10 protein-coding genes are annotated in these 12,924 nt (G+C 47.8%); 4 read left to right on the forward strand and 6 right to left on the reverse strand.

Annotation, left to right across the window (positions count from 1 at the left end; translation table 11 throughout):
- Positions 1-42 precede the first annotated feature (42 nt).
- Positions 43-2,325 carry a catalase/peroxidase HPI gene (katG, locus tag LLH06_RS18900; RefSeq protein WP_228170852.1) on the reverse strand — a complete coding sequence of 761 codons (2,283 nt, stop codon included), beginning with the start codon at positions 2,323-2,325 and terminating at the stop codon, positions 43-45.
- Between the two features lie 179 nt (positions 2,326-2,504).
- Here katG and LLH06_RS18905 point away from each other — a divergent pair, with 179 nt between their 5' ends.
- Positions 2,505-2,735: a hypothetical protein gene (locus LLH06_RS18905; RefSeq protein ID WP_228170853.1), complete on the forward strand. Its 231-nt coding sequence runs from the start codon at positions 2,505-2,507 to the stop codon at positions 2,733-2,735.
- 120 nt (positions 2,736-2,855) lie between these two features.
- Here the strand turns inward: LLH06_RS18905 and LLH06_RS18910 are convergent, their stop codons facing one another.
- Positions 2,856-3,941, reverse strand: coding sequence for a DUF6515 family protein (locus LLH06_RS18910; protein WP_228170854.1), 1,086 nt, complete (start codon positions 3,939-3,941; stop codon positions 2,856-2,858).
- A gap of 176 nt (positions 3,942-4,117) precedes the next feature.
- Here LLH06_RS18910 and LLH06_RS18915 point away from each other — a divergent pair, with 176 nt between their 5' ends.
- Complete coding sequence (locus LLH06_RS18915) at positions 4,118-4,405, forward strand: hypothetical protein (RefSeq protein ID WP_228170855.1); 288 nt, start codon at positions 4,118-4,120, stop codon at positions 4,403-4,405.
- A gap of 64 nt (positions 4,406-4,469) precedes the next feature.
- Here the strand turns inward: LLH06_RS18915 and LLH06_RS18920 are convergent, their stop codons facing one another.
- From LLH06_RS18920 to LLH06_RS18935, 4 genes are read right to left on the reverse strand one after another with little or no spacing between them, the layout of a single operon-like run.
- Positions 4,470-4,946: a lipid-binding protein gene (locus LLH06_RS18920; RefSeq protein WP_228170856.1), complete on the reverse strand. Its 477-nt coding sequence runs from the start codon at positions 4,944-4,946 to the stop codon at positions 4,470-4,472.
- Positions 4,947-4,964: 18 nt separating this feature from the next.
- Complete coding sequence (locus tag LLH06_RS18925; RefSeq protein ID WP_228170857.1) at positions 4,965-5,627, reverse strand: immunoglobulin-like domain-containing protein; 663 nt, start codon at positions 5,625-5,627, stop codon at positions 4,965-4,967.
- A 27-nt stretch (positions 5,628-5,654) separates the two neighbouring features.
- Positions 5,655-7,115: a SusD/RagB family nutrient-binding outer membrane lipoprotein gene (locus tag LLH06_RS18930; protein WP_228170858.1), complete on the reverse strand. Its 1,461-nt coding sequence runs from the start codon at positions 7,113-7,115 to the stop codon at positions 5,655-5,657.
- A gap of 13 nt (positions 7,116-7,128) precedes the next feature.
- The gene (locus LLH06_RS18935; protein ID WP_228170859.1) at positions 7,129-10,314 is read right to left on the reverse strand and encodes a SusC/RagA family TonB-linked outer membrane protein; all 3,186 of its coding nucleotides are present in this window, start codon (positions 10,312-10,314) and stop codon (positions 7,129-7,131) included.
- A gap of 172 nt (positions 10,315-10,486) precedes the next feature.
- On the opposite strand from LLH06_RS18935, the gene LLH06_RS18940 reads away from it, so the two are divergent.
- Positions 10,487-10,819, forward strand: coding sequence for a PadR family transcriptional regulator (locus LLH06_RS18940; RefSeq protein ID WP_228170860.1), 333 nt, complete (start codon positions 10,487-10,489; stop codon positions 10,817-10,819).
- Positions 10,820-10,844: 25 nt separating this feature from the next.
- Positions 10,845-12,596, forward strand: a complete 1,752-nt coding sequence (locus tag LLH06_RS18945) for a PspC domain-containing protein (protein WP_228170861.1) — start codon at positions 10,845-10,847, stop codon at positions 12,594-12,596.
- The last annotated feature ends 328 nt before the right edge of the window (positions 12,597-12,924 follow it).

Consider the following 12,924-nt stretch of genomic DNA (forward strand, 5'->3'; position numbering starts at 1 on the left):
CCGGGCAGGCGCTTCTGTTTATATGAACATCAAATAAATGTCTTACTTGGCAGCCACATCAAAGCGGTCAAGGTTCATTACCTTGGTCCAGGCGGCCACAAAGTCGTTAATGAACTTTTGTTGGCCATCGGCACTACCGTAAACCTCGGCAATGGCACGCAATTCCGCATGTGAACCGAATACTAGATCGGCACGGGTGGCGGTCCATTTTACCTCACCGGTCTTGCGGTCTGCACCTTCGAATAGCTCACGATCGCCGTTGACCGACTTCCATGCTGTACCCATATCTAACAGGTTCACAAAAAAGTCGTTGGTCAGCTGACCCTCGCGTTGAGTAAATATACCATGCTTAGAACCATCAAAGTTGATGTTGATGGCACGCAAACCACCGATCAACACAGTAAGTTCAGGCGCGGTCAGGGTAAGCAAATGTGCCTTATCTACCAGTAACTCCTCAGTAGGCACTTGTACACGTGGTTTACGATAGTTACGGAAACCATCAGCAACAGGTTCCAGGAACTTGAATGACTCCACATCGGTTTGCTCCTGTGAAGCATCGGTGCGGCCAGCCGTGAATGGCACGGTAACATCATGACCTGCATCCTTAGCTGCCTTCTCTATAGCTGCATTACCTGCAAGCACGATAAGATCGGCCAATGACACTTTCTTACCACCAGTTTGTGCACCGTTAAAGTCGTTCTGAATACCTTCTAACACGCCCAATACCTTTTGCAACTGAGCAGGGTTATTCACGTTCCAATCCTTTTGTGGAGCCAAACGCACGCGGGCACCATTAGCGCCACCACGCTTGTCTGATCCACGGAAGGTAGAGGCTGATGCCCAAGCGGTAGAAGCCAATTCAGAAACGCTTAAACCAGAGGCCAGGATCTTATCTTTCAAGGTGGCCACATCAGCATCATCTACCAAAGCATGATCAACGGCCGGAACGATGTCTTGCCATAATAGGTCTTCCTGAGGTACATCATTCCCTAGGTAAAGCATCTTAGGCCCCATATCGCGATGGGTCAGTTTGAACCATGCACGCGCAAATGCATCAGCAAATTGGTCAGGGTTCTCTAAAAAGCGTCTTGATATTTTTTCATACTCCGGGTCGAACCTTAAAGAAAGATCGGTAGTGAGCATGGTCGGTTTGTGTTTTTTATTGGCATCGTAAGCATCCGGAATAATGTCGCCGGCATCCTTAGCTACCCATTGATGGGCACCCGCGGGGCTTTTGGTCAACTCCCACTCAAAGCCAAAAAGGTTCTCAAAGTAATTGTTGCTCCACTGGGTAGGCGTAGTGGTCCAGGTCACTTCCAAGCCGCTGGTGATGGTATCGGCACCTTTACCTGTACCAAAGCTGTTATGCCAGCCAAAGCCTTGTGATTCCATCGTTGCACCTTCAGGCTCATCGCCAACGTGGTCAGACGGTGCAGCACCGTGCGTTTTACCAAAGGTATGGCCACCGGCGATCAGCGCCACGGTCTCCTCGTCATTCATGGCCATGCGGCCGAACGTATCGCGAATATCCTTAGCGGCCAGTACCGGGTCAGGGTTACCATCAGGGCCTTCAGGGTTCACGTATATCAAACCCATTTGTACCGCAGCCAGTGGCTTTTCAAGGTTACGGGTATGCACCTTTCCATCGGCATTATCGTCAGATACCAGGATACCATGATCCTCGTCAACACCTTCTGAACCTTGTGCGTAACGGATATCGCCACCTAACCAGGTGCGTTCCGAACCCCAGTAAACCGATTCATCAGCCTCCCAGGCATCTTTACGGCCACCGGCAAAGCCAAAGGTCTTGAAGCCCATTGATTCCAGCGCTACGTTACCGGTCAGGATCATCAGATCGGCCCATGATATTTTACGACCGTATTTTTGTTTGATGGGCCAAAGTAAACGGCGGGCTTTATCCAGGCTCACGTTATCAGGCCAACTGTTCAAAGGGGCAAAGCGCTGTAAACCTGCACCTGCACCGCCACGACCGTCGGTAACGCGATAGGTACCGGCGCTGTGCCAGGCCATACGGATGAACAAGCCACCGTAATGGCCAAAATCAGCAGGCCACCAATCTTGCGAATCGGTCATTAAAGCATACAGGTCTTGCTTTACCGCTTCCAGGTCAAGGCTTTTAAATTCTTCTGCATAGTCAAAGCTTTCATCCAATGGATTCGATAAAGATGAGTTTTGACGAAGGATATTCAGTTTTAATTGGTTAGGCCACCAGTCATTGTTACGGGTGCCCCCACCGCCAACATTGTGCTTCATGTCACCGTTCAGGAACGGGCATTTAGTGATGTCATTTGATCCGTTTTCCATGTAAATTTTCGGTTTATTATTTAATTAGTGATGCTGATACGGCTATTACCTATTTACATCTGTTATACAAATGTATGTGTTGGATACATTGGTAGTATGCTTATCAATTAATAAGATAAGTTATAGATATTACCTATCGATATTTAATTTTATATAACTTAGCTGAATACCTATACCCCATGAAGACCATATTGATCCTACGCAAAAGTATCCTGTTCGCCATCATACCCGTTCTATTTTTGAACATCACAGCTTTCACGATGAAGATCCAGCATTGGCCCTTTACACAGTGGGTAGTTATCGCAAGTGCTTGTGTATCGGCGATATTGATGTTGATGATATTTGCGTGGCTCATCGTCACCTTATTCGGCTTTAAGATCATACTGCGGAAAGCCAAACAGGTACAATAAACTACCACTTAAGACCGACCGGGCGTCAAGTCGGTATCACGATCGAACATAAAAGAAAAGGGCATGGCTTGCGGCCATACCCTCTTCTCAAAAAACTATCATCACTACTATTAAAAGATCTTATTGCTGATCATCATCCGGACCATCGTCAGGAACGCCGGTCACTACATAGACCTTTTTTCCTGAACTGTCGCGCTGCTGATGCAGGTAAACACCATCAGGCGTTACATAATATTTCTCGCCGTTGATCTTTACTTTCTGGCTGTTCTCGGGTAACTCATCGATCACGTCACCGATCTGCGGCATGGCGCCGTTATCAGTACCACTCACTTGTTGGCCATCTTCGGTGTTCAGTTCACCATCTTTACCAGCCACACGATATACCACACGGCCATTATCTTTGGTAACAGGCAAGTAATACACACCGTTCGATTCGTAATACTGTACACCATCTATCGTGATGGCCTCGGCGTTATCAGGCAGGGCATTTACCTCGGCGCCAACCGGTGGCTCTACCACGGTGTATTGGTTGTTTTGTTGCTGGTAGTAAAAGCCATTGCTGTAATAGTATGGGTAACCGCCCCAATAGAACGGATAATAACCGTAAGGCAACACACCGATGCTAAATCCTAAGCGTGGGTAGTAATATTGATTGTAAAAGCCACCATAGTAGTGGTAAAAACCACCATAAGGGCGACCATAAAAACCTCTTACCCCACCGCGGTAATATGACCGGCCGTAAAATGAACGACCGCCAAACCCAGGACGAATTCCCGGACGACCACTAAAACCAGGACGACCGAAGTTGCCCCTGAAACCATAGTTGCCACGGGGCGAACTAAAGCCTGGCCTCGAGAATGAGGATCCGCCACGATCCGGCCTTATACCTGAGCGATCAATGTTGTTAGGCCTTGAGCCGAAACTTTGACGATCTGGCCTTTGGGAGAAATTGCCTCCACCGAAGCTTGGTCGGTTGCCACCGCCAAAGCTCGGACGGCTTCCTCCACCAAAATTACCGCCTGAGCGGCTACCGAAGCCACCGCCAAAACCTCCACGCGAGCCACCGCCACCGAAGCCTCCACCACCGTGGAAACCACCGCCACCGCCGCCTCTTCCACCACGTTGTGCACTGGCGTCATAAGTAAGCGAGAATGTGATGATCACGCTTAGGCCAAGTGCTGCTAAATATCTTCCTAAAGTTCTCATTTTGTCTTTCAGAACACTGGGCTCCTAACTGTTCATCTCCAATGTTGCTTATTGATAGACGAACTAACCTTATCAAAGTTTAATCGGGCGTTAAAGTATCCATCATTCCAGCGTCATTTGACAAGCATCCAAACCACTTTGCGCTGAGGATGTTGCTTTAATAAACACAGAAGACCATGACACTACCTAATGAACAACAGCCGAACGATGTATCGGCATCTGATAACGACCGCGTACAGGATGCCGGCAATGCCGATGCAGCCAAATTCAACGCCGATGAGCAGGAACGCTTTGTGAACGACAGTATCAGCTCGGAAACCGACCTGACCGATGATGCAGGCGATCAGCACGCCACACCGGCCGCTGACCAAGGCAGCAAAACAGAGTTGGAAGACAACCTGGGCGGAGGCACCAATCTCTCGCTGGACCAGCTCAAAAAAGAAGGCGGCCCTGAAAGCCGCTAGATCGTGATCAAACAAAAAAGGCCCCTGCAGAACAGGGGCCTTTTGTATGGAATGAAGTTCGGTATTAATGATCGTCAGCCAGAAATTTGGTACGACGGTAACCGGTATACTTAAGGGTATAGGTACCATTTGCAGCTGACGAGATCGTAGCCGTAAAGGTCAACTGATCGGTAGTAACACCTGAACCAGGCGCTTTGGTACCGTTCTTGATGATCTTACCATCGGTGATCACGACCGGTTTGGCGGTCCAAGCGCCAGTGATATCAGTACCGCTTGGCTGGGCAAAAGTACCTGCGCTCAGGTTAACGTTCACCAATGTTTGATACCCGTAATCGGTCTCTTTTAACCACATCTGGGTAGAAGAGTTAGAGGCGGTGTTAAAGGTCGAGATACGGTACCAAGCTGGGTCGCCGTCATCGGCCTGTACCCAAAACTCTCCGGACATATCCTGCACTGCCGTGCCGCCGGCATCGATCGTGTCCTTACGGCATGAACTGAACACGACAACGAATGCTATCAGTGTATATATGATCTTTTTCATAATATCTTGCAATAGTAATTATTGTTTAACAAAGTTCCGCAATGCGGTTCCGTAGCCTTGGTTATTGATCACCCATGAGAAAGCGGTAAGCTTACCACCGACCACAGTAGATACCTCACTTGATGAGCTCGTGGTCAAACCATCGCTGCTGATCTGAGATGGGATGTACACACGGTTACCAACCTGGTTGAATGCAACAGCGGTCAAGCTCACGTTGGCAGCACCACCTGGATTATCCACCAGGTAAACGCCTGAACCGATCTTGGTAAAGGTAGCCACCTGGCCTGTTGATGCTCTCAGGTAAGTTCCGCTAAAGTCATTAGCAGCTGCTGTAGCATCAGGACCTGTAACGATCACCGTACGGCTCGCTTTTGCAGAAAAACCGTCTTTGTTAGTTGCAGAATAGTTCAGTGTGTAAACACCTGCCGTAGCAGTGTTCACCGTACCGGTAGTGGTCACTTTAAGGTCATTGGAACCTTCTTTAGCTACTATACCTGGTTCCACGTAAGTACCACCTTTTGCAACCACAACATATTTGCTACCGGTCATGGTAAATACCGGGAAGTTGGTGATGGTCGATTCTCCAACAGTACCTTCTGGGTAATCGAAATTATCTTTTTGGCACGAGTATATCGAGACACATAACAATGCCGCCCCGATGAATTTTAAATATTTTTTCATGTTCAATTTCATTGGTGTGTTCATTGATTATTTACCCCACCATACTGGAGTGGTGATCGGAACTTCTGCAGGAGTGTTGCTGTTACGGCTACGCTCAACGTCAGGGAATACCAAACGCTTAGGGAAACGGCCCGATGTTACACCGTTGGCAGAATAAACCCATTGGCCAGGTACATAAGACGCATCGGTAGAGTATACCGTGCTTGTACGTGGGTAACCGGTACGCTCTTGCTCAAAGAAACCTTCAAGCGTGTGACCTGTGTTAGGGAATGAAGCCCATTTTTGAACGATGATCGCCTCGATCTTTTGCTCAGTGGTACCACCTGTTGGGAAAGGATACAATGAACCGCGGGTAGCGCCTGCCTGTGCGAAAGCAGCATTAACACCAGCTTCGTACAATGTGCCCGCGCTGGCACCTCCGTTGAAACGAAGATCAGCCTCAGACTGCAGGAAGAAAGACTCAGCCGCTGTCAGGAAAAATACCGGATCGGTAGGTTTCTGAACAGGTGTGTTAGCGTTAGCATACTCTGGGTGTGAGGTCAATGAAGCATTGAAATCACCTTGATTTATCGATACAGGGCTAGCCGTACCGAAGTAGCTAACCGCACGAGGGTCGTTGTTAGCGATCAGGTAGGTAGCTAAGGTTCTGCTTGCACGCAGGTTAGTGGTAGTATTAAGGGCGTAAACGTTATAAGTATAGAACGGGTTACGCTTATCAGTGTTATCACTGTAGCTGGTCACACCTGCGTTAACGGCCAGGTAATCAGCATTCCTTGCTTTCAGTTTTTGATAACCGGCTTGTGCATCAGCTGGTGCCTTGTTGATCATACGCAGATACATTCTTAGTTCAAGCGTGTTAGCGAACTGGCGCCATTTGCTCATATCACCCTGGAACAGGAAGTCAGCAGATGCTGCGGTACCGGTTAGGTTGGTAGAGTAGTTGGTGGCTAAAGCAGCGTCGATCTCGGCCAGCAAACCTTTGTAGATAGACTGGCCATCATCAAATTTTGGCTGCAGGCCATCGATACCTTTGAACGCCTCGCTGTAAGGCACCTGATCGTAAAGATCTACCAGTGTTTCGTAAACTACGGCTTTCATTACAGTGCTCATCAGGTAATACTGATTGTTGCCCTGTGCTTTTGACTGAGTGATAGCCAGCTGAAGGTCATTCAGTGCTCCGGCAAATAACTCGCTGTAGTTAGCATTAAGGTCAGTACGGATCAGGTTATACGCATCAATGCTACGGTACTGGCTCGAGTTGTTCGACTGTGCCCAGTACTGTGACCATATACCACCTAATATATTCAACTCGCCACCCATACGGCCAGCAGCCGATATTACTGCCGAAGGGAATAAGATCTGTGGTGTGGCCTTGTCTATCGAAGGATTGTTAGGGCTCACGTTTATATCAGCGATCTTGCTGCATCCGAAAGACAGGGATGACAGAGCAAGCACTAATGCTGATTTATATATCGTTGTTTTTTTCATGTTGTTAGATCAATTAAAATGAAACCTTTAATGACGCACCAAAGTAACGCAGTGGAGGAGCGGTCCTGAACTCGCCTAACTCACTGGCCAGATCGATACCCTGGTTAGATACCTCTGGGTCGATGGTTTGGTTACGTTTTGGCAACCAAGTGTAAAGGTTACGGCCAAATACGGTGATCATTGCACGCTGGGCGCCTACCTTTTGAGCGATAGATGCTGGCAAGCTGTAGGCTAAAGTAGCCTCACGAAGTTTAACAAAGGTCTTATCTAAGATCCGGTTCTGGTAAGCCAAAGCTTTGTTAGAAGTTGGATAGTAGTAATCATCAACGTTAGTTTCGGTGATCTGAGTAGTGTTCTCTACGTAGCTGGTGGTACCATTAGCGTTGGTAACGGCTTGTACCGAGTTAGGTACGATGAACGGACGACGATCGTTGTACAAAGTTTTTTGGTCAGCACCAACAAAGTTCAACAGGTCGGCAGTTCCAGAGTAGAACTTACCACCCTGACGCCAATCAAGCGTAAAGCTGAAAGTAAAGTTCTTGTAACGTAACTGGTTGTTCATACCCATTTGGAAGTCAGACTGCGAAGTACCGTAGTTACCCAACTCTGTTGAAGTGACCGGGAAACCCTGGCTGTTCACTACGATACGGCCTTGTGGATCATAAACCGCTTGAGGTGCCAAGAACACGCCCAATGGCTGACCAGCGATAGCTGCTAATTGTGCATCATAAGCACTGTTCAAAACAACCTTATTCAAACCGTTAGGTAACTCTAATACTAAGTTACGGTTGCGGGTAAAGTTGTAGTTCACATCCCAGGTCACATCCTTAGATCTGATCGGTGTACCATGTAACGAGAACTCGATACCACGGTTACGTACTCTACCAAAGTTCAATACTGCTGTGGTATAACCTGATGATGGAGAAGTTGATACCGGAAGGATCTGGTCTTTTTTAACACGGCTGTAGTAAGTAAAATCAAAACCTAAACGGTTCTTGAAGAAACTTGCCTCAGCACCTAACTCAAGCTCGGTCTGGGTCTCTGGTTTCAGGTTACCGTTGTTCAGCTGGTTGCTGATGGTGAAACCTGGTACACCATTGAATGGGAACGAGTTGTTACCAAAACCTAAAGCAACGTTAGTAGCGGTGATGGCGTTCAGGATACGATACGGATCGGTGTCGCTACCGGTCTTACCGTAGCTGGCTCTTAATTTGGCGCTTGATACCGAGCTGTTCTGTAAACCTAATGACTCGATGATGTTGTAAGCTAAGCTGGCTCCTGGGTAGAAGTAATCGTTCTTACCTTTTGGCAGGGTCGATGACCAGTCATTACGGCCGGTCAGGGTCAAATACAGGTAACGTTTGTAACCGATAGTGGCCTGAGCGTAAACGCCTAATAAACGACGGTGGCTTTCATTTTCGAAGCTGGTAGGTTGGTTAGAAGTGTTCGACAACTGGTAGAAACCAGGGATCGTCAAACCTTGAACCTCGCTGCTCAGCGTGCGGCTGCCACGGTCGTTGTAGTTAACACCCACTAAACCGTTCAAATCAAAATCAGATGTGATAGCGGTGTTAAAAAGGGCGTTGACCTTCGAATCGTATTCGAATTGTTTGTACGCATCCTCGATCACGTTACCAACGTCAGCAGCGCGGGTAGCACCTTCAGGGTTGGTAGGGTTAGCACCGTTCCAGCTGCCTACAGCAGGATTGTTCACGTTGTGCCAGATCCTGTCGCCGGCGTTATTCACGTCGACACCTTGTTGGATCTGGAAGCTCAACCATTTGTTGGCTTTGTATTGCAGGTTGACGTTACCGTACACCCTATCGCTGCGGTAGCGGCTACCGTTCTCATACAAGGTGTAGTATGGATTCTCGGCAAATGGGGTAAAGTAGTTATCAACGTTAAAGTATTTGTTCTTGTAGTCGCGCAGGTCGCGGATCGGGATGTTGCCCGGGATCTGCAGGATCTCTTCGTAAAAGTTAGAACCGATACCTGAGTCGCCCTGGCCGGTGGCCACAAAACGAGAGGCTTTGCTTACATAGTTCATTGAAGCCTCAGCTGTGAAGCCTTTGTAAGTGGTCGATCCTTTTAAGCTGAAGTTGTTACGCTTGTAAGAATCATTGTTTGATGGCAGGATACCGTTGCTGTATACGTTACCGTATGACATGTAGTAGGTAGAGTTCTCGTTACCACCACTCAACGCGATCTGGTTGTTCAACTCCAAACCGGTATCAAAAGCGTTCTTAACATTGTCTTTAACGAATGAGAATGGTTTCAACAATTGAGAGTTGTCAACAATGGCACCCCATGGTCTAACCACACCATCATATTTAGGACCCCAGTTACCGTTCTCAGAGATGTAAGATTGTGAATCCCAACCCTGACCGAACACTTGTTGCGGGTGATAGGTCAAAGCTACGTTGGTCAATGTGGTACCTAAGGTCACATCGATAACCGGCTTGCCAGCTTTACCTCTCTTGGTAGTGATCAAGATAACACCGTTAGAACCGCGTGAACCGTAAAGTGCGGTAGCCGCTGATCCTTTCAGGATGCTCATGCTCTCGATCGAGTTAGGATCGATATCGTTAGCGTTATTACCAAAATCGAAGTTGGCATCCGAACCCGGACGTGAGTTATCGATCGGCACACCGTCAACGATGTACAAAGGCTGGTTACTACCAGTGATAGACGAGAAGCTACGGATGATCACTTTGGTAGAACCACCTGGTGCACCCGAAGTGTTCGAGATCTGTACACCGGCCACTTTACCTTGCAAACCGCTGAATAAGTTGATCGATGACGAAGCATTGATCTGCTCAGTGGTCACAGTGGTTTGAGCGTAACCCAGTGATTTCTTTTCGCGGCGGGTACCTAACGCGGTAACTACCACCTCGCCAAGCTGCTTTACATTAGGCGCAAGTGCAATGTTCAATACAGCACCTGATGGAGTGCTCTCTTGCTGATCATAGCCCAAAAAGGTAAACACCAAAGCACCACCTGTAGGTACTTTGATCGAGTATTTACCAAAAGCATCTGTTGAACTGGCGGTCTGTGTGCCTTTGACCTTCACCACCACACCAGGGAGTGGCTGGCCGTCGTCCTTGGCTGTAACCGTACCTGTTACGGCACGGTCTTGTGCATAAGTTTGCCCAAAGCAAAGCAAAACCAAGCACAAACTCAGAAGTAGAAGTTTCTTCATGTTGTTGTTTTAAGTTCAGTTAATTATTAAATACTCATTAAAAGTATGTTATAATTTATACAAAATCAAATTTTGTAACGACAAAGTTAAAATTCGACCAATTTTTAATTAAGTTCATTTATTTTAGTACTATGTATTGCATAATACATTCTTAAACATATATCTTTGTATCATGCTTGTAGAGAACACCCAAACCCAAATGCGAAAAGGCATACTGGAGTATTGCATACTCTGTGTGATCGCCAAGGGCGAGATATATGCATCAGACATCATCGCCGAACTTAAAAAAGCACAACTCCTTGTGGTTGAGGGCACTTTGTACCCGTTGCTAACCCGATTAAAAAATAACGGCCTGCTCAGCTACAACTGGGTAGAATCCACATCCGGTCCGCCACGAAAGTATTACGCTCTGTCAGATGACGGCCGCAAAGTGCTTGAGCAACTGGACAAGACCTGGCAGGAACTTGCTTTTGCCGTAAATACATCTATCGAAGGAAGAAAATAATCGCACCACCTATCATATCACCATCATGAACAAAACGATCATCATCAACATAAACGGTACTGTATTCCACATCGAGGAACAGGCTTACGAACTGCTCAAGGAGTACATGACCGACGTAAAAAGACACTTTTTCAACTCGGCCGATAGCCTCGAGATCACTACCGACATCGAGAACCGCATAGCCGAAATGTTCACCGAGATACTGGAACGCGAAAGCCGCCAAGCCATTATTGACCTGGACGTACAGGCCGTGATCGCACAAATGGGTTCGGTGAAGGACTTTGAAAGTGCCGAACAAGAAGATCAAACACGCTTTGAAGACCCTGCCTCGCCTTTTACAACTGGCACACGCCGCCTGTTCAGAGATCCCGACGACCACTTGATCGGTGGTGTATGTGCCGGTATAGCCAATTATTTTGACGTGCAGGCCATCTGGATCCGGTTCATGTTCGCCGCTGCGTTCGTGTTTTTCGGAAGCGGTGCTTTGGTATATATCATCCTTTGGCTGATCGTACCCAAGGCGCATAACCGTGCCGAACGCATGGCCATGAAGGGTGAACCACTGGATCTTCAAGGCTTCAAAAGGAACTTTGAGGCAGAATTAAATTCGGTGAGCGGCCGTTTGAACGAGATGACACATGATGCCCGTCCGTTCATTTACAAGACCCGCGACCTGATCAGTGACTTCTTTCATCACTTAGGCGTGTTCTTCCGTACCTCCGGCAAAGTGATCATCAAATTGCTCGGCATAGCGGTGATCCTGATGTGTGTCGCGCTCATCATTATGGCTATCTTTGCACTGGTATCTACCTGGTTCTTCGGGGGCAATCAATTCTCGGTACCTGACAGCTTTTTTAATTACGAGTACATCAACCAGGTAAGGGCCGCGTTCCTCATCATCGTGGTGCTGCCATTGACCGCGATCATCGTGGCGATATCTTCAGCGATATTCGGTACCACCGGCCTCAACCGGTCGGCAGGTGTTACTTTGTTGGTGATCTGGATCAGCGCCGTAGCTATATTAGGCGTGCATACCTCAAGGGTATTGTCGGAGTTCAGGGATTCGGCCGGATTTACCAAGACACTTAAGATACAGCCTAACGCCAAACAGGTGTACTATTTGGAATTGAACGAGACCATGTACCTGACCGCAGAGGACAGCTCACGCTTGGATATCAAGAACAAGTTCAGAGACATGGTGCTCACGCAACATGACGAAGAGGACATGAACCCTCGCAATATGCAGATCGACATCGAGCGTTCAGACGTGCCTTACCCGGTATTGCAGGAGGAATTCACCTCGCGTGGCCGTAATTATGAGAGTGCCCTGAGCAATGCCCGTAATACTCGCTACGTGTTCATCCAACAAGACTCGGTACTGAAGTTCGACCGTAAGCTGCGCCGCCTTGACCCTAAAGGATGGCATAATGAAGAAGTACGCTTAGTTCTGCGTATACCTCTCAACGCCACGTTGATGGTGAACGACCGCATCGCGCGCTATATCACTAATTATATCGACCTCTATAACTGCAATCCTGGTGGCGAGAACCGCAGTGAGAACCGTTACGCTCCGTTCGTGATGACCAATGAAGGACTGAGATGCAAGTTGGACAGCACTACCATCAGCAGCGATAATGGCGTACAAGTGCAAGATGACCAGTCGACCACCATAGACACCATATCGGCGACGGTGCCTGCTCCTGATACTATATATATTGATAGCGTTGAAGCGCCATCACGCAAACCCGTGGTGATCAGACGTCACCGCAAACGCTAAGATATAAGCGCCCGCGTGCTGCCACTACTGTTCATGATGTTATAAATGGCAGCACGCCGGGTGCTTACTTTTTCTTCTCGCTTTTCCTCTATCTTAAAACATAAGATAGCGGGCATTAGCGCCCGGTAATGAAGCTGTATCCCCTGCCCACCAAAGATACTTTCTGAAAAAAAATGAAGTTTCGGTGTAACCTTGGCGCGTATACGAGCATCTTACTAACAGATAACAAAACATGCCGGTCCGTTCGGCCAGCATAACGACCATAAAGAACAAGTCGACTAAAATTTAAAAAGACCGAAGATCTTTAATGGGATAACTATTGCTCAAC

This window comes from Mucilaginibacter daejeonensis, assembly GCF_020783335.1.
Taxonomy (GTDB): Bacteria; Bacteroidota; Bacteroidia; order Sphingobacteriales; family Sphingobacteriaceae; genus Mucilaginibacter; species Mucilaginibacter daejeonensis.

Excerpts from the sequence above, each read along its gene's own strand:
- LLH06_RS18940 (WP_228170860.1), top strand. The coding sequence starts at position 10,487 with ATGCTTGTAGAGAACACCCAAACCCAAATGCGAAAAGGCATACTGGAG.
- LLH06_RS18930 (WP_228170858.1), bottom strand. The coding sequence starts at position 7,115 with ATGAAAAAAACAACGATATATAAATCAGCATTAGTGCTTGCTCTGTCA.
- LLH06_RS18905 (WP_228170853.1), top strand. The coding sequence starts at position 2,505 with ATGAAGACCATATTGATCCTACGCAAAAGTATCCTGTTCGCCATCATA.
- LLH06_RS18935 (WP_228170859.1), bottom strand. The coding sequence starts at position 10,314 with ATGAAGAAACTTCTACTTCTGAGTTTGTGCTTGGTTTTGCTTTGCTTT.
- LLH06_RS18915 (WP_228170855.1), top strand. The coding sequence starts at position 4,118 with ATGACACTACCTAATGAACAACAGCCGAACGATGTATCGGCATCTGAT.
- LLH06_RS18910 (WP_228170854.1), bottom strand. The coding sequence starts at position 3,941 with ATGAGAACTTTAGGAAGATATTTAGCAGCACTTGGCCTAAGCGTGATC.
- LLH06_RS18920 (WP_228170856.1), bottom strand. The coding sequence starts at position 4,946 with ATGAAAAAGATCATATATACACTGATAGCATTCGTTGTCGTGTTCAGT.
- katG (WP_228170852.1), bottom strand. The coding sequence starts at position 2,325 with ATGGAAAACGGATCAAATGACATCACTAAATGCCCGTTCCTGAACGGT.
- LLH06_RS18925 (WP_228170857.1), bottom strand. The coding sequence starts at position 5,627 with ATGAAAAAATATTTAAAATTCATCGGGGCGGCATTGTTATGTGTCTCG.
- LLH06_RS18945 (WP_228170861.1), top strand. The coding sequence starts at position 10,845 with ATGAACAAAACGATCATCATCAACATAAACGGTACTGTATTCCACATC.